This window comes from Trichocoleus sp. FACHB-262 (assembly GCF_014696035.1).
Lineage (GTDB): Bacteria > Cyanobacteriota > Cyanobacteriia > FACHB-46 > FACHB-46 > Trichocoleus.
In genome coordinates this window covers 31,920-48,496 of the sequence record NZ_JACJPK010000085.1, presented here as the reverse complement: position 1 = coordinate 48,496, position 16,577 = coordinate 31,920, and the positions used below count along the sequence as shown (strand labels likewise).

Annotated in this window: 15 protein-coding genes; 6 read left to right on the top strand and 9 right to left on the bottom strand. The window is 49.8% G+C overall.

Translation table 11 applies throughout. The features are described from left to right. Positions 1–71 precede the first annotated feature (71 nt). Entirely contained in the window at positions 72–1,037 is a 966-nt protein-coding gene (locus H6F68_RS16900) for a diacylglycerol kinase family lipid kinase (protein ID WP_313930184.1), read from the bottom strand. A 239-nt stretch (positions 1,038–1,276) separates the two neighbouring features. On the opposite strand from H6F68_RS16900, the gene H6F68_RS16895 reads away from it, so the two are divergent. Continuing rightward, on the top strand, positions 1,277–2,209 hold the full coding sequence (locus H6F68_RS16895) for a TIGR02281 family clan AA aspartic protease (RefSeq protein ID WP_190560777.1): 933 nt from the start codon (positions 1,277–1,279) through the stop codon (positions 2,207–2,209). Between the two features lie 25 nt (positions 2,210–2,234). Next, positions 2,235–2,819, top strand: a complete 585-nt coding sequence (locus H6F68_RS16890; RefSeq protein ID WP_190560774.1) for a DUF4303 domain-containing protein — start codon at positions 2,235–2,237, stop codon at positions 2,817–2,819. A 6-nt stretch (positions 2,820–2,825) separates the two neighbouring features. Here H6F68_RS16890 and hisA read toward each other — a convergent pair whose 3' ends face one another. The 3 genes from hisA to H6F68_RS16875 form a co-directional block, all read right to left on the bottom strand. Then, positions 2,826–3,599: a 1-(5-phosphoribosyl)-5-[(5-phosphoribosylamino)methylideneamino]imidazole-4-carboxamide isomerase gene (hisA, locus tag H6F68_RS16885; protein WP_190560772.1), complete on the bottom strand. Its 774-nt coding sequence runs from the start codon at positions 3,597–3,599 to the stop codon at positions 2,826–2,828. 184 nt (positions 3,600–3,783) lie between these two features. After that, on the bottom strand, positions 3,784–4,164 hold the full coding sequence (locus H6F68_RS28515; protein WP_190560770.1) for an ATP-binding protein: 381 nt from the start codon (positions 4,162–4,164) through the stop codon (positions 3,784–3,786). 85 nt (positions 4,165–4,249) lie between these two features. After that, the gene (locus H6F68_RS16875) at positions 4,250–5,947 is read right to left on the bottom strand and encodes a transglutaminase family protein (protein ID WP_190560768.1); all 1,698 of its coding nucleotides are present in this window, start codon (positions 5,945–5,947) and stop codon (positions 4,250–4,252) included. A 167-nt stretch (positions 5,948–6,114) separates the two neighbouring features. On the opposite strand from H6F68_RS16875, the gene H6F68_RS16870 reads away from it, so the two are divergent. Further along, positions 6,115–7,005: a lipid kinase gene (locus tag H6F68_RS16870; protein WP_190560766.1), complete on the top strand. Its 891-nt coding sequence runs from the start codon at positions 6,115–6,117 to the stop codon at positions 7,003–7,005. Here H6F68_RS16870 and H6F68_RS16865 read toward each other — a convergent pair. Beyond that, on the bottom strand, positions 6,938–8,122 hold the full coding sequence (locus H6F68_RS16865; RefSeq protein ID WP_190560764.1) for an EAL domain-containing protein: 1,185 nt from the start codon (positions 8,120–8,122) through the stop codon (positions 6,938–6,940). The genes H6F68_RS16870 and H6F68_RS16865 overlap by 68 nt on opposite strands. Positions 8,123–8,709: 587 nt before the next feature. Here H6F68_RS16865 and H6F68_RS16860 point away from each other — a divergent pair. The 3 genes from H6F68_RS16860 to H6F68_RS16850 all read left to right on the top strand — a co-directional run bounded on the left by H6F68_RS16860 (position 8,710) and on the right by H6F68_RS16850 (position 13,395). Continuing rightward, entirely contained in the window at positions 8,710–11,511 is a 2,802-nt protein-coding gene (locus tag H6F68_RS16860; protein ID WP_190560762.1) for a cation-translocating P-type ATPase, read from the top strand. 211 nt (positions 11,512–11,722) lie between these two features. Next, positions 11,723–12,883, top strand: coding sequence for a DNA replication/repair protein RecF (gene recF, locus H6F68_RS16855; protein ID WP_190560760.1), 1,161 nt, complete (start codon positions 11,723–11,725; stop codon positions 12,881–12,883). Between the two features lie 107 nt (positions 12,884–12,990). Then, the gene (locus tag H6F68_RS16850) at positions 12,991–13,395 is read left to right on the top strand and encodes a hypothetical protein (protein ID WP_190560758.1); all 405 of its coding nucleotides are present in this window, start codon (positions 12,991–12,993) and stop codon (positions 13,393–13,395) included. 34 nt (positions 13,396–13,429) lie between these two features. On the opposite strand, the gene H6F68_RS16845 is transcribed toward H6F68_RS16850, so the two are convergent. From H6F68_RS16845 to H6F68_RS16830, 4 genes are all read right to left on the bottom strand, one after another. Then, entirely contained in the window at positions 13,430–14,401 is a 972-nt protein-coding gene (locus H6F68_RS16845; protein WP_190560756.1) for an S-layer homology domain-containing protein, read from the bottom strand. Between the two features lie 109 nt (positions 14,402–14,510). Further along, positions 14,511–15,182 (bottom strand): ferredoxin, encoded by a 672-nt coding sequence (locus H6F68_RS16840; RefSeq protein WP_190560753.1) that lies wholly within the window; start codon positions 15,180–15,182, stop codon positions 14,511–14,513. A 152-nt stretch (positions 15,183–15,334) separates the two neighbouring features. Next, positions 15,335–15,583 carry an Asr1405/Asl0597 family protein gene (locus H6F68_RS16835; RefSeq protein ID WP_190552315.1) on the bottom strand — a complete coding sequence of 83 codons (249 nt, stop codon included), beginning with the start codon at positions 15,581–15,583 and terminating at the stop codon, positions 15,335–15,337. Between the two features lie 500 nt (positions 15,584–16,083). Then, positions 16,084–16,566: a hypothetical protein gene (locus H6F68_RS16830; protein ID WP_313930183.1), complete on the bottom strand. Its 483-nt coding sequence runs from the start codon at positions 16,564–16,566 to the stop codon at positions 16,084–16,086. Between the last annotated feature and the right edge of the window lie 11 nt (positions 16,567–16,577).

Below are 16,577 nucleotides of genomic sequence, written 5' to 3'. Positions count from 1 at the left end.
CTATTATCCCATGCCCAATTGTAAGTGTCGTATCGAAAACTGCCGAATCCGACTGGCCCAGTAGGAGCACATTAGGGCGAACTTGTCTCTGTTGGAACGAGCACTTTCAGAGCCTGGTGTACAACTTGGAATGTCACAGGCAACTCACCAATTTGATGCCCATCAATATGAAAAGGCAGCTTGGTAGGTGAACTAAGACGCACCTTTGCCACTTGGTAAGTTTCAATTTTGGGGTTGTAGTGGTACTGACCTCGACTAATAGACCAAAAATGACGCACTAGTTCCCATTTGCTGAACTTGCGATAAACGCTGACAGTCAGCAGCCCATCATCCATCAGTGCATCAGGAGCCACCGTAAATCCGGTTCCATAATAGGGACCATTGGCAATCACAACTAGCAGAGCTTGGAGCTGAAATTCGCTGCGAGTTGCGAGTTGGCGGCGCAAAAATCGTTGACGCAGGGAGGTGCGTGTCGTCGCGTTTGCCAAGGGACGATCTAACTCAATTTTCAAGCGCTGAGGTTGATAACTGATGGCTAAGCGGACAGCTTGCAGCGTTCGTCCCCATTGCCCATCTTTCACTTCCTCCCCTAAGGGAAAGAGAGCCGCATCTAGCCCTACCCCAGCGGCCTCAAAAAAGTAGTGCTCAGCGTCGTTGTTAGCTTGTCCGACATCAATACTTTTAATTTGCCCTTGGGCAATCACTTGACAGGCTTGAGCCAGATCGGTCGGTATGCTGAGGCTACGAGCAATGTTGTTATACGTGCCAATGGGAACAATGCCCAGCGGAATTGGAGCGTGAATCAGCCCTTTTGCGACTTCACTGACCGTGCCATCTCCACCCCCCACAATCACCATGTCATATCCTTCTTCTACGGCTCGTTGGGCCAGTAGCGCCGGAGATTCATCTGGCTTGGTAAATGCGAGATCAGCTCGAATATCTTCTGTCTCCAAGGCAGCAATGATATCGGGCAGCTTCATGGGGTTAGGCTCATCCGTACCGGAAACCGGATTCATGATCAAACTTGCACGCTTCACTGGCTTGGCCCCACTTGGATGTTGTGAATCAATATCAACTTATTCAGTGTCTAAACTAAACCTAGCTGATTCCAGCTTGGTGCCGCTCAATTGACTAAACAAGCCAACCGTCTTTTGAGTAGGCGATCGCCCTGTACGGAATCTCAGCTGGGGTCGGTGAGTCTAAAGTAGAAGAGTGAAAACTGAAAATATCTAGCTTGTAGACTTTAAACCATCCCACGGCAGTTGTTTGCCTTCCTATGCCAAAGCTTTTTCCGTCGAGAGCGATTTTGCTGATTGTGTCGGGTGTCTTAACGCTGGCTAGTACAGGTTGCAGCGGTTCCTCGATCAAGCCTTCGGCGCAGAGTCAGCCTGCCCCCACGCCTACTCCCAGTGCTGCGCCAGTGGCTGCATTACCGATTGATCCCTCACCTGTAGTGATTGAAGAACCTGCGTCTCCGCCTACTCCAGAACTGGACCCCTTTGAGTTTGCGCTCGATCGCGCTGCCAGTGCTGCTAGCATTGGAGCCTCCGCGCAATCCCAAGATGACTGGAAGTTAGTGGTGAGCCAGTGGCAAGAAGCGATCGCCTTCCTCAAACAGGTGCCAAACTCCAGCCCTTACCAATTGCTAGTTAAAGAAAAAATTAGCGAGTATCAACAGCAACTCACGTACGCCAAAAAACAAGCCACCAAGCCAGATGGGGCGGCCGAGCCTCCGGCTGAGAGCGTGATTGCTTTAGCGCCTCCCCCGATCCCACAACCCGTAGAGGCATCACGCTCTAATGTTGCGACCCGACCGACTCAATCTGCACCTAGACGCGAACGAGTTTTTGAGGCTCCGATCAAGCGCCGAGAAGGCGGCACTCCCGTCATTGATGTCACCTTTAACGGCAATCAAACCTTTGAGATGATTGTGGATACGGGCGCAAGCGGCACCTTGATTACTCAGCAAATGGCAGCTGCTATGGGTGTCAAACCCGTTACCAAAGCCTTGGTAGACACAGCCAGCCAAAAAGGAGTAGAAATTCCCGTCGGCTTTGTCGATTCGATTGAAGTAGATGGTGCAGTTGCTAGCAATGTATCAGTTGCGATCGCGGGGCCTGACTTAGATACTGGATTGCTCGGTCACGATTTCTTTGGCAACTTTGATGTCACGATTCGGCGCGACGTGGTGGAATTTCGAGTCCGATAACGCGATCCTACTGTACTGAGTTTGTATGCAACTGAATTTCGATTACGCAAAGCTGAAAAAGGCTTTGATTTCTGCCACAGCTGAAGCATTTGCCCAAACCAAAGCAGTTGCTGAAGCTGAGTCTTTCTATGTTTTCGGCCTCTACATTTGCCGGGAAGGCACTTCCATTACACCCACTGCCAACACAGAAGCAGGGTTGACTCGGCTGGCCCAAGAGTATGCTCATAAGTACGGCAAGCCGAGCAACTTGTATCAACAAAGTTTACGCTGGTCGCCCTGGGACTGGACCTACCATGCTCAAGGCCAAGAATTTTATGCTGAGGTAGAAGACCTTCTAGAAAGTACTTGGTCTGAAGCAGATTGCCGATACCTTCTAGAAGCTCAAAAGGTGTTTCAGGTTTGCCGTGAAGCTCTAGCACAGCTCGATCGCCAAGCCGTTTTCGACACTGGTAACGTGCGTGAAGCTCTTCTGCTCAATTTGTTCAAGAGTGACCAAACTCAGGCACAACTCTTGCAAGAAGCCCGTTACCTGAATAGCCCGAAAGCTTGCGATCGCTTCGCTGTGGAATTGCACCAAGGCCAAACTGTGTTTTTCCAAAAAGCCCGTTAGACAAAACTAGGCAAAAGCAGAAGTGCCGAAATCAGGAGGAACATCCTGCCAGCGACCTTGGCCCACGGCTCGGAGCGCTTCTTTCAAGTCTACGTCTCCGGTGTAAATCGCTCGACCGACGATCGCCCCTGTCACCCCGGAGGGTTCTAGCCCCAGTAAGCTCAGTAAATCGGTGACAGAGCTGACTCCACCCGACGCAATGACTGGGATGGCGATCGCTGTAGCTAATTCTCGCAATGCGTCTAGATTGGGGCCTTGCAGCGTGCCGTCGCGGTGAATGTCGGTGTAGATAATTGCGGCTGCGCCCAGTTGGGCCATACGCTGCGCCAACTCGGTGGCTAACACTTCCGAGGTTTCCAGCCAACCGCGTGTGGCTACCTTGCCGTTGCGGGCATCAATCCCCACCACAATCTGACCGGGAAATTCTTGGCAGAGTTCGGCCACTAAATCCGGTTGCTCCACGGCCACGGTGCCCAAAATAGCGCGTTGCACGCCTGTAGCCAGCAGATTAGCCACACTCTGGCGATCGCGCAAACCGCCCCCCACTTGAACTGGCACATCCACCGCTCGCACAATTGCCTCAATCACTGGCAAATTCACCGGATGTCCAGCTTTAGCACCATCTAAATCCACCAAGTGCAATCGAGGTGCGCCTTGTTCCGCCCACTGCCGCGCCACTGCCACCGGATTTTCATCAAACACTTGTGATTGGGCGTAGTCACCCTGGTACAACCGGACACAGCGACCTTCTAGCAGATCAATAGCTGGAATCACATCCATGACTTCACTATCCCTTCCCCGTAAACACCAAACTTGCTACAACTCAGGTTTGCGATCGCGCTACCCAGTTCTCATTGAAGCAGGTTTGTTCTCATTCAGGAGTAAGGCTACAGACTCCAAGCCACGACCTGAGTCTCGATTTGCGGCTAAGAATTCAACAAGTGCTTCCAATACACAAACTTACTCAGTTCATCTCGCCCAACTCTTGTCCTGGCAACGTCACCCTAAAAATGACTTGATTTACTCGACTTTCAACTTTAATCTCGCCATTGAGCAGTGCTACCAGCTTCTCTACTAAAGCTAACCCCAAACCTGTGCCTCCCTGTTTCCAAGGGGCATGGCTGGGAACTCGATAAAATTTCTCAAAGATGTGAGATAAGGCAGGCTCAGGAATTTCACAACCAGAGTTTTGAATCGTGAGTTCGATTTGATCTGACTTCTCAAATCTAGAAGCTAAAGCGATCGCCCTTGCGCTAACGACGATTCTAAGACAACTTGCTTCGAGGACAAAGAAGTCATAACGCACTGAATTGAAAGGGCAAAGAAATTTTGAGGTGAGGTTCACCCTTCAACTTCAGTTTGCCCTGCCGATAGAGTGGCCCAACCTAATTGATAAATGTCTTATCTTTCTCGGTTGGCTTTCGTAGCCTTTATGCAGATGGAGCGAGTTCTCCTAATATTTTGAATTTGATGTGATTGATCGATAAATCTCCCAGAGAAATGTCGTGGGATTCGCTAATCGGCGCACCTTGAACTCTGACGTTTTCAAACGAAACACCTTTCGCCATTTCAGCGTGATACCAAGCCAAGCCCATAAAGAAACGAGTTGGGTAGGGGCCGCGATCGACCACATCATCTGGGTTGGATTCCATTGGTAGCCAACCAAATCCTGGGATGTAGAACTCAATCCAAACGTGATTGAAGTCAGGTTCTAAAGGGACAAATTGGCGCTCAGCATAAGGTGGGCACTTGTAGCGACCCACAGTGCGGCAGGCAATTCCATTCAGGCGAGCCAACGCTAAAATTAAGCCCACATATTCCCCACAGGAACCAATGCCCCGCTCTAGCACAACATCAGGAGTGTCGATATGCGGTTTGATGCCATAGGAGAGGCGATCGTAAACATAATTACGAATCTTCAAAACTCGGCGCAACAGATTGGTTTCTGTGCCGACTGCGGCTTGGGCAGCCCAACGAATGGGAGCTTTGTCCATTGCCAACTCATCATCATCCACTAAGTAGCGAGTCTGAAACTCCGGCGATAACGCTGGAGCATTCTCTACTTCACGTGGAGCAAGCTGGTATTTAATACTCCACACTTCTAAAAGCGCCTTCCAGCCCAATAATCGCCGCTCTCCAGGCTTCAACGCAGCAAACTTAAATACTGCCACCCTTTGCCCATCGTGCAGTTCTTCTGTAAACGGCACCCCAACCGGTTCCACCTGCCTGACCTTTTGCCGATTAGTTTCCGCAGGCAGCGCAATCCGCCACTCCACGTTTTCTAAATGCACTTCCTCTAGCGGTTGCAGTTCCTCTACATAAGACATTTCAATCAAGTAGCCGTTAGAGAGGGCATAGCGCTCGTCTTCGTAATAGTGAAAGTGCAAGGGATGGATGAACGTGCGATCGCGAATGGCGAGTTCATGGGACGGATCAGCATTGGGGTTATCGCGAATGTAGGGTTCTTCCCCCGCATAAGCCACATAGAGAATGTCTTGCCCAGTGGCAGGATGACGGTGAAAGGCTAAACCTGTGGGCTGATCGAAAGGCGTTAGGACACTGAAGCGAATCTCTCCGGTGCCGCGATCGAGACAGTAAACAGTTTGCTCAATGCGATCGCTGACCCATAGTTCTTCGTCCCTTACAGTTAGGTGCTCGCTGCCTACCCCCGGCGTAGGAAATCGGGTAATTTGCCGAGCCGTAGCCGCCTCAAAAATCACGATGTAACCGAGTTTTTGAGAACTCACATAAACAGTGGATTGCCAAACCGCCACGCCATCAATCTGGTAGGGCAAAGTGACAAAGTGGTGCGGTGTCAGATCGCTCAGGGTGCAATAGTAAACGCTACTGCCTCGTGTAAACCAAAGTTTGTCCCCCTGAACCGCTAAACCCGTCGCATCTAAAAAGTCTGCCGTGTGATGTGCGTTTAGAATCTGCGTGTCGCCGTTGGTCACAGTGACTTGGAGCAGGTATCCCCGGACTGTATCCACTGCCAGCAAAGTGTCTTCCCAAAAACTTAACCCCTGGAGGGCATAAGTGCCAAAGGGACGAATGGTACTTAACCAAGGGTCGAGTGGTCCAATTACAGCAGTCAATGGTTGGAGAGAAGGGGGCGGTTCAAGCGGCATAGTTGCAGGTTTTCCAGCAATGGCCTCCTCATAATAAACAAAAGCCCTCCGGGCTGATCGTATCCCAGCCATACTCTCTGGACAGAATTTTGATCTCGTACTCCAGATACTTGTGTCCCGGTAGCCCACCAGCGGAGCATTTATCTTCAAGGTATGGTTGGCAATTTATGAATCAACGCGCACTATTACTAGTCAATCGGCAGGCTCGGCGGGGCCAGGAGGCTCTCACTCAAGCGATCGCTCACTTGCAAGGTTGGGGTCTAGATTTACTAGAAGAATCAACCGCTGACCCTCAGCAGCTACCTGATTTGATTCGTAGCTACCGCGATCGCGTTGATTTAGTCATTGTAGGTGGTGGGGACGGCACCATGAATGCCGTCACTGAAGGCTTGGTTGACACTCAGTTACCTCTGGGAATTTTGCCCTTAGGCACGGCCAATGACCTAGCTCGGACACTCTGCATCCCCACAGACTTAGCTCAGGCGTGCCAAATTATTGCCGAAGGTCGGGTGCAACGGATTGATCTAGGTTGGGTGAATGGCAAATATTTTTTCAACGTTGCCAGCCTTGGCCTGAGCGTCCAAATCACTCAGCAGATGACCAAAGAAGTAAAGCGTCGTTGGGGTGTGTTTGCTTACTTAACGACTGCCCTTCGGGTTGTAAGACAATCTCGCCCCTTTAGGGCCGAAATCCGTTGTCGGGGAGAATCTATCCCAGTGAAAACGGTACAAATTGCCGTGGGGAATGGTCGCTATTACGGTGGGGGCATGACTGTGGTGGAAGATGCCGCGATCGATGATAATCGGCTCGATTTGTATAGCTTAGAGATTCAAAATTGGTGGCAGATTATTCCCCTATTACCCGCCATGCGAGGCGGGCAGCACATTAAGTCGTCTAAGGTCCGGGCATTAGCTGGAAAAGAATTTGAAGTGCATACTCGCAGACCCCGTCCGATTAATACCGATGGCGAAATTACTACTTACACGCCAGCTACTTTTCGAGTCGTTCCCAAGGCGCTATCAGTTTTGGTTCCCAACTCCCCGCCTCCGACAAGTTAAACCAGGAACGCGATTCTGTAGTTTGAGCGGCTAGGCGATCGCCGGAGAGCAATTCTGGCAAATCAAGCGCTGACCAGTTGAGGGGTTGCTCTTGCAAGGTGAGTTCTGGCATGCCTAAGCCATAGCCTTGACCAAAATCGACTCCTAGTTCCCGACAAAATTCTATATCTGCAATATCTTCTAGACCTTCAGCTAAAACTAAAATTCCCAGTTCGTGGGCTGAGTGGAGAAAGCTCTTGATTAGCACTTGCTGGAGGGCATGTTGGCTACAGCCATGCACCAGTTGACGATCGAGCTTAATTAAGTCAGGATAAAAGCCCGTAAAGTAGTGGTCGAACGAAACATTACCGCACAGATCATCCACGGCAATGCCAAAGCCTTGCTCGCGAATCCAAGGAACGAGTTCGCTCAACTCTGGGCAGTCCAGTAGAGCTTCTACTTCCGTCAATTCAAACACGATTTGCTGAGGTCGTAAGCCTAAGTCAAAAACTTGCTGAAAGTTCTGGGCTAAAGCTTGAGGGTTCTGAATAATAGCGTTCGGTAAAACGTTAATAAAAAAGGTTTGTTCAGTATTAAAGTTAGCGATCGCTTCTAAACAAGTTTTACGCGCTAGTTCATCAAACTCATGCACACATCGACTAGAAAGTGCAGCATCTACCAACTGCTTACCACTAAAAGCCACCCCATTTTTACCAGTCGCTCTCGCTAAACACTCATGCGCAATCACATTTCCAGAAGACAAGTTAAAAACAGGTTGATATTTGAAGAATAAAGTTTGATTAATTAGAACTTCAAAAAACCAACTGTATTTAATCGATGCCGTCAAGGCACTGAGGGGTTGAGCATGGAGAAATTCAATCAGTAATCCTTCCGAGTTCAGGGGCGATCGCGTAAAGAAACAACGAGAAAGCAGTTGGCTCTCGTCGGATACAGTCTGGCCAATTTGCAAGCAAATTTCGATCAACTGTTGATCGGTAACGGCCAAATAAAGCAGTTGAGGAATATTAGGAAGATTTTGAAACCCTAAGCCATGCAGGCACTGCTTCACCTCTGGGTTATGAGGTTGAATAATCAGCTTAAAGGAATTGGAGAGCACCGAGGTATCAATAGGGGACACAAACAAGGAACCTTTTTCTATCGCTGCTTAAATTTTAAGTAAAGGCGTTTCATTAAGGAATGATGAAGTAGCTGAATAATATCCCGCAAAATGCTGAGTCTGCCTGTGCAATCAAGACAAATTTATTACTTAACATATCAGCTCATGTCTTACTGCTCAGCTAATTAATTGAATGCCTTGTTACTTTAAAACTTAAGCGGAAATTATCTTTCCTGGATTTAGGGCTTAGTAATTATTTACTAACAATTTATTCAATTCCTGTATCCTTCTATACTCTTTTTATACTTATGTTTTCCCAATGTTAGGGCTGGATGCTTTTAGACAAGGATTGGGCTGAGGATTAAAATTATTAAATTGGCATCAAAAGATTTACTTATCAAAAATTTGAATGTTGGGACGAGCCGAGTTACTCCAAGCTCAACCAATTCCCGATCGCTTAGGGTTTCGTGGCCAACACAGAGCTAGAACTGGAACGGGCTCAAAGTCGCTCAGATTGCGGTTACAACAGCCTAGGAGCAGATGGAAACCAAATTTAAGCACTATGATTAAGTGCTGTAGGCGTTGTTTTATTTCCCGTGACTCTATCCATGGCTTCAGATTCACCGCCAGACTCTGTTGTGGCTTGGCATACCCTAGAGGCTGAGAAAGCTCTAGAGGTTCTTCAAAGCGATCGCGAATCTGGCTTAACGACTCAACAGGTGACAGAGCGCTTAGCACAGTACGGCCCCAACGAGCTAGTTGAGTCTGCGGGCCGCAGTACCTTAGCCATCCTGTGGGATCAGTTCAAGAACATCATGTTGTTGATGCTGATGGGTGTTGCGGTCGTCTCTGCCATTTTGGATTTGCGTTCTGGTAGCTTCCCTAAAGACGCAATCGCCATTACCTCGATCGTAGTTTTGAACGCTATCTTGGGCTACGTGCAAGAAAGCCGAGCTGAAAAGGCTTTAGCTGCTCTCAAAAGTCTGGCCTCTCCTAGGGTTCGGGCGATCCGTGATGGCAAAATTGTTGAAGTCAACTCAAAAGAGTTGGTCCCAGGCGATGTCATGCTGCTTGAAGCAGGGGTTCAGGTATCTGCGGATGGTCGCCTCCTAGAAGCGTCAAATCTGCAAGTCCGAGAATCGGCTCTGACTGGGGAAGCTCAGCCATCGACTAAGCACGCAGAAACTCACTTGTCGGAAGAAACAGCTTTGGGCGATCGCCTCAACTTGGTCTTCCAGGGTACTGAGGTCGTCCAGGGGCGGGCTACTGTGCTAGTTACGAATACTGGCATGAAGACTGAGCTGGGCCACATTGCCACAATGCTTCAGTCTGTGGAGGCGCAAGAAACGCCTTTACAGCAGCGGATGACTCAGTTAGGAAACGTTCTCGTCAGCGGCTCGCTGGCTCTAGTGGCTTTAGTCGTCATTGGTGGCGTGATCCGAACCGGAAACTTCAGCACCTTTGAGGAGTTACTAGAAGTTTCCCTGAGTATGGCGGTTGCGGTCGTCCCAGAAGGCTTGCCTGCGGTGATTACCGTAACGTTGGCTCTGGGCACGCAGCGCATGGTCCGTCGACAAGCGCTGATTCGTAAGTTGCCTGCGGTGGAAACCCTCGGTTCTGTCACCACCATCTGTTCCGATAAAACCGGAACGCTGACTCAAAACAAGATGGTTGTGCAACTCGTCGATACCGAGCGGCATACTTTCCGGGTTTCTGGCAACGGCTACGATCCAGTCGGGGAGTTTCAGCTAGAGCAACAAGCTGTTTCTCCAGAGCAATATTTAGAGCTACAAACTTTATTAATTGCTTGTATTCTTTGCAACGACGCGACCTTGCAGTATGAAAAAGACCAATGGATCATTTTTGGTGATCCTACCGAAGGGGCGTTGCTCACTTTAGGTGCGAAGGCAGGCGTTGACAAAGCAACTTGGGCGCGTAAACTGCCACGGGTTTCCGAGTTCCCCTTCTCGTCTGAGCGCAAGCGCATGAGCGTAATTTGCGAAGCGAGTGATTACCGACCCATTGCAGCCACAGCGGCAGACCCAATTCAATATCTGATGTTCACCAAGGGGTCTCCAGAGTTGATTTTGGAACGCTGTACCCATATGCAGGTGGGCGATCGCCTAGAGGCTCTGAACGCAGATCAACGCGCCGAAATCCTCGACCAGAACAACCAAATGGCAGGTCGGGGGCTGCGCGTTTTAGGATTTGCTTACAAGCCACTAGCTACACAGCCAGCCGAAGGCACAGATGAAGCCACCGAGAGGGAACTGATTTGGCTTGGTTTGGTCGGGATGCTAGACGCACCTCGCCCTGAGGCGAAAGAAGCTGTGGCTCGTTGCCGCGCCGCTGGGATTCGGGTGGTGATGATCACAGGCGACCACCAACTGACGGCCCAAACTATTGCCCAAGAACTAGGGATTGCCCAACTAGGCGATCGCGTCGTCAGTGGTCAAGAACTCGATCGCATGAGTCTACAAGAACTCGAAGATCAAGTCGATCAAGTCAGCGTCTATGCCCGCGTTTCACCGGAGCACAAACTACAGATTGTGCAAGCCTTAAAACGTCGAGGTAGAGTCGTCGCCATGACGGGAGACGGAGTCAACGATGCTCCAGCCCTAAAGCAAGCCGATATTGGGATTGCGATGGGAATTACGGGTACTGACGTCAGCAAAGAAGCCAGTGACATGGTGCTGCTTGATGACAACTTTGCCACCATCGTCGCCGCGACCGAGGAAGGCCGCACCGTCTATACCAACATCCGCCGCTTCATCAAGTACATTCTAGGCAGCAACATTGGTGAAGTACTCACCATTGCAGCAGCTCCCCTAATTGGTCTAGGCGGGGTTCCCCTCTCGCCGCTCCAAATTTTGTGGATGAACTTGGTGACGGATGGTTTACCCGCTCTAGCCCTCGCGGTTGAACCCCCAGAACCCAATGTGATGAATCGACCGCCTCACGACCCCAACGAAAGCATTTTTGCGCGGGGTTTGGGTTCCTACATGATCCGAGTGGGCATTGTTTTTGCGATTCTAACCATTATCCTGATGACTTGGGCCTATGGTTACACCCATGCCCCAGGATACGATCGCTCACCTGATACTTGGAAAACAATGGTGTTTACCACCCTTTGCCTCGCGCAGATGGGCCACGCGATCGCCATCCGCTCCAATGTGCGTTTGACCATTGAGCTTAACCCCTTCTCAAATCCGTATCTCCTAGGGGCTGTGACGCTGACAACGATTCTGCAATTACTGCTAATCTATGTCCCACCGCTCCAAAACTTCTTTGACACCTTCTGGTTAAGTCCTTTGGAGTTAGCTATTTGTTTTGGCTTTAGTGCTTTGATGTTCACTTGGATCGAGCTAGAAAAGCTATTTCTCCGTTGGCAATCGGCTCGACGCGGTTAAACGCTTAGGCCAATTGCTATCCAACTGCTAAAAGTCTAATGGCTAAACTTGCTGGCTAGGGTGGTATTGGGTAGGCAAAACCCAACTTACACCACTCCACAAATCTAATAGAGTGCAGTAGTAGGGGTGTGCTAAGGTGCGCCCCTACAATAATTTTGAGCGATCGCTTCCTCTTAGCTCATCGCCTATTGCCGACCGCTGTCCGTGACTTATGTATCTCAAAAGTCTTCATCTGCGCCACTTTCGCAATTATTTGGATCAGCGGGTGGATTTCTCTGCTCCCAAAACTATCTTGGTCGGCAACAATGCCCAAGGTAAGTCCAACTTGTTGGAAGCAGTTGAGCTACTGGCAACTCTGCGATCGCACCGGGCTGGCCGCGATCGGGACTTGGTGCTAGAAGGAGAGCCGATCGGCCAAGTTGCCGCCCTGCTGGAGCGGGACACTGGCCCCATTGACCTCACCCTCACCTTAAGAAGTAATGGTCGTCGCACCGTAGCGCTGAACAGTGAACCTTTACGTCGCCAACTCGATTTTTTAGGGGTTCTCAACGCCGTAGAATTCTCCAGCTTGGACTTAGATTTAGTCCGGGGTGGACCGGAAAAGCGCCGAGCCTGGTTAGATGCCCTACTGACGCAATTAGAGCCGATCTACGCCCATATCTTGCAGCAATACAACCACATCTTGCGGCAACGCAACGCCCTGCTGAAGCAGCGGCAACAACGCACCCCAGAAGCCAGCTTATTTTCTCCGCCGCCAGAGCCTATAGAAGCGATCGATGAACCAGGAACCTTGGAGTTGTGGAATACGCAGCTTGCCGCCGCAGGGTCTCGCGTGATTCGCCGCCGGGCACGGGTTTTGGAGCGGCTAGCTCCTTTAGCTGAGAAATGGCACCAAGAAATTAGTGGTAGTACCGAGGTGTTGCAAGTTAGATATGCACCGAATGTGGTGTTGACAGAGGACGACCCCGCTCAGGTACAGCAAGCTTTTCTAGACAAAATCCAGCAACGGGCGATCGCCGAACAGCACCAAGGCACTACCCTGGTTGGTCCACACCGCGACGAAGTGGAGTTCACCATTAACCAAACGCCTGCTCGTCAATATGGTTCTCAAGGTCAGCAACGCACGTTAGTTCTAGCCTTGAAGTTAGCAGAACTCAAACTAATTGAAGAGGTCGTGGGTGAACCGCCTCTGCTGTTATTAGATGACGTTTTAGCTGAGTTAGACCTGAATCGGCAAAATCAATTACTCGATGCCATTCAAGATCGGTTTCAAACCTTAATTACCACCACTCATCTCGGCTCTTTCGATGCCCAATGGCTAAATTCTTCACAAATCTTGGCAGTACGGGCAGGACAGATTTTGCCGATCTAATGCAGGTAATCCTGATGCATCTGCTTCCACTTCGTAATCGTAATTACGACCTCTGTTGGCTGACTTATCCCATTTTATGAGCACGTTTCTAAGTGATAAAAGCTGTCATGGAGAACCATGAAATTAATCAATTAGGGTCTTCGCTACGGCAGATTAAGCAAACCTCAATTCGCTCGGGTGAGGCTGGTGCGGTTCGGCTGTGGTATCAGGGGGGTGAACCTTACTTCGACATTTTTTTTGAGCTACAAGACGACCACCTCCGCTGGTTTCAATTTACCTTACGAGGCAAATCTCTCTCTTGGAGCCAAAGAGCTAAAAACGTTCAAACAGGCACAACTGACGAACCTCGAATTAACGACACTACTTACTACGCTGGCAGCAAATTGATTCAAACAAATCACACGGTTGATCAAAATTTTGTGCAGTTAGTTCGAGCCATTTTGCAGACGAGAGCAGATGAAGCTGTATTTCAGCAAGCGATCGCCCTGCTGGACAGCCAAGCCCAAACTTGACCATCCAACTAATCCATGATTGCTTTATTCCAGCTTAAGGTTGCGTTAAGTACTGCGAGGAAATCTTCTCCGCCTTACCAGACGCGACTAATGCTTGGTAAATAAAAGCCGCAGCATCCGCCCGAGTTGCCTTTTCGTTAGGCTCTAAAACGTTTGGTCGTGGATGAGACACGGCTAAACCCGCTTGCGTTGCAGAGGCCACCGCACCCGTCGCATATTTAGGAATCTGTGCGGCATCTTGATAGGTTTGCAACACTTGGGTGGGGGCAGTAGAGCGAGGCAGTTCTAAGCCGCTTGCCAGAGCCACCAACGCTTGCACTCTCGGAATTTGTTGGGTGGGCTGAAAGATATTTTTGGGATAGCCTGCCAAAAAACCATTTCGAGACACTTCTTGAATCGCATCAGTGGCCCAAAAATCACCAGCAACATCTTTGTAACTGACTGCTTGCTGCTTCGCTGGTTTGTCGAAGGCTTTTTGCAGCATTGACGCATACTCTGCTCGCGTCACCGGAGCATCCGGGCGAAATGTACCATCCGGAAAACCGCTGATAATATCGCGCTGAACTAAAGCAGTAATAAAGGGATAAGCCCAATAATTTGTCTCAACGTCTGAGAAGCCCTCTGGCTCAGCGGTTGTTGGGGTGGGGCTGGGCGTTGGGGTAGCAGGTGGCCGCACCGCAAAGGGAACTGGCACTACATTAGGTTGGGCAGGCTCCGGCGCAGGTACGGTTGTTGGGGTTGGCTGGTTGGGGGTTGGAGAGGGGGTCAACACTCCTTCAACTGGGCTAGGGGATGCCGTTGGCGTTGCAGTGGGAGTGGGTGTTGCAGATGGGGTTGAGGTTGGGTCTAGAAGGCCGCCTAAGTTAAACCCTTGTCCTTCTCGACCTAACGACCAAAACAAGATCCCGCCAATCACACTAAAGGCTAGAAAAATACCAATGAATTCATCAAATCCCAAGGGGTCTCTACGGGATGGCTGAGGATCAGGGGGCAACGAATTGGTCATCTTAACTCCAGCAACGCCAAATACGCGAAGTTTGGTTAGATTCTACGCCCAATTTATAACCCCGATCGTGCTGAGTAGCAATTAGCCACAAGTTAGAGAAAAAGTTTATCTAATTTCCCACAGATACCGAGCGAGAGGCGATCGCGAATTTTTCTACCTTGCTGGCGCTGTCACCTTCGTTCGCGGGGAGAGCGGGTTGAGTGGGAAAATGCTCGTCGAGAATGGTGGAAACAGTTTCTGGATGGATGCGGGTATAGCGAGTCTTGTCAGGCATCACAACCATGGTGGGGCCTGCCTTGCAATGCTTCATGCAGCCTGTCCCTTTAATGGTTACCTGATTGGTGAGGCCGCGATCGCCCAACTCCGACTCCAACGCCTGGCACACCGCTCTGGCACCCCGCTTCATACAGTCTGATTTTTGGCAAACCAAAATTGTGGTTTTGCCTGGAGCAGGCGTTGCCTTTTGGGGGGCCGCTGGAGCCGCTTCACCCGGTACAGCGGGGTAAATGGCGTAAGCTTTGAGTTTGGCAAATCCAGTTTTGGAATCCAGCTTTTTCTCGCCAGTCACTCGGATCCAATCGCCTAGGTTTAACACCTTACCTTCAGCAATAAATGAGGCCACGACGCTAGCTCGTGACTCTTTAGAGAGCTTGATGCAAACCTCGCCTTCAGGGGTAGCCACTCGGATGCGCTTGAACTTGTAGCCATCTTCCATCTCAAAACCCAGAAAGCGCCCTTCCAAGCTGAATTCTAGAACTTGACCGAATTTGGACTTACTCATGATGACATCCCAAGGTTTGATAGGTTTACGTTTTTCTCAAAAGGGGTAATGCAACGTGCAATGCGGTGAATCGAAGATAGATATGAGTTTTCTAAAGTTTAGTAAGTATGATTGCTTATTAAATCTGCACAAATATTGATTGGCGGAAGAATTTAGGCTTTAAGTTGCCAACAGAGGTCTAACCAATCGATTAACTCAGTGCGAGCAGCAGTTAAATGCTGTATCACGCTACGGAGTTGAACCGCTTCTCCCACTGTCTGGACTTCTACCGACAAGGTGCCATCTCCAGCACACCAACACTGAACTCCTAGCTCTTGCAACCGTTGGTAAACTTGCCAGCGATCGCACCGGGACACCGTAACTACTTGGCCGACGGGGGAGTTCAGACTAGATTGGTTCATAAGGTGTCTTCCTAAATGCAAGAGATTCTTAGTTGCAAGCGCCAGAGAAGCCGAACAAATTAAAAGAGGTGCTGCAAAGGAGTCGCAAGTAGACATTTAATGGCGTCTGCTTTTGAGTAAATACGGGTAGCAGCCGTGAAATTCCGTATTCCGATTAGGCGATCGCTAGCAGGTGATGAACTTAGATTGCCCACAGAGGAGCTAATGTGATTGATCAGTTTCGTTAATACATGGCTGGATCGGCTCACTAAGTCAGGGGCAAGACTCTAAATTATTGAGAATAATAGTCAATAATTTCGTTAAAAACAATATAACAAAAACTGTGTATTTGAAAACTCTTTTCATTAAGAATTCATCAGATCTGCTATCAAAGCCAGATTTGAGGCAAGCAAAAGCTGGGCAGTGAGGTCACTACCCGAGTTCGGCGATCGCTTGCAGAGACGCCTAGAGTGCTAGCGCAGCCTTGATCTGGAGCGTCAGCTCAGCTTTAGTGAGGTAGATTAATGCTCAATGTCTAAATTCAATACGTAAGCGCCAAGCTGTACTTTTTCCGACCACAACTCATACTCAATCCGCAAATGGTGGGGTAGAGCTTGGCCCTCTAGCTTGAGACTGCGGGTAAAGTTGCGCAACCGCATCTGGCCGCTGCTGCTGAGCAAGTCACTTTGCAACCAATAGCGGCTCAAGCCGTAAACGCCTTGCTCCCAGAAGTGGCGATAGCTAAAGCGACCGTTGCCCTGCATAGTCATAATGACGCGATAGGGCGAAATTTCTAGCCACAACAACCGAGGCGCAGGAGTGGCTGCCAACGTCTCTTGATCCGAAATCCCCACGCCTGTGGTGCCAGCATCTAGAGCTTCCAGATGGCCTTCTCGGTCTTGGAGCGTTGGTTCAGTTAGCAACAGGTGAAACCGTTCTTGGTCCTTCTGGTATAGAGTTGCAGCGGTATCAACCACAGACCAGATCGGCAGGTCTGTTGACACAAAAGATAAGC

Bases quoted from the DNA above. Each gene is read 5' to 3' on its own strand.
- H6F68_RS16895 (WP_190560777.1), top strand. From the start codon at position 1,277: ATGCCAAAGCTTTTTCCGTCGAGAGCGATTTTGCTGATTGTGTCGGGT.
- H6F68_RS16890 (WP_190560774.1), top strand. From the start codon at position 2,235: ATGCAACTGAATTTCGATTACGCAAAGCTGAAAAAGGCTTTGATTTCT.
- hisA (WP_190560772.1), bottom strand. From the start codon at position 3,599: ATGGATGTGATTCCAGCTATTGATCTGCTAGAAGGTCGCTGTGTCCGG.
- H6F68_RS16875 (WP_190560768.1), bottom strand. From the start codon at position 5,947: ATGCCGCTTGAACCGCCCCCTTCTCTCCAACCATTGACTGCTGTAATT.
- H6F68_RS16870 (WP_190560766.1), top strand. From the start codon at position 6,115: ATGAATCAACGCGCACTATTACTAGTCAATCGGCAGGCTCGGCGGGGC.
- H6F68_RS16860 (WP_190560762.1), top strand. From the start codon at position 8,710: ATGGCTTCAGATTCACCGCCAGACTCTGTTGTGGCTTGGCATACCCTA.
- recF (WP_190560760.1), top strand. From the start codon at position 11,723: ATGTATCTCAAAAGTCTTCATCTGCGCCACTTTCGCAATTATTTGGAT.
- H6F68_RS16850 (WP_190560758.1), top strand. From the start codon at position 12,991: ATGGAGAACCATGAAATTAATCAATTAGGGTCTTCGCTACGGCAGATT.
- H6F68_RS16845 (WP_190560756.1), bottom strand. From the start codon at position 14,401: ATGACCAATTCGTTGCCCCCTGATCCTCAGCCATCCCGTAGAGACCCC.
- H6F68_RS16840 (WP_190560753.1), bottom strand. From the start codon at position 15,182: ATGAGTAAGTCCAAATTCGGTCAAGTTCTAGAATTCAGCTTGGAAGGG.
- H6F68_RS16835 (WP_190552315.1), bottom strand. From the start codon at position 15,583: ATGAACCAATCTAGTCTGAACTCCCCCGTCGGCCAAGTAGTTACGGTG.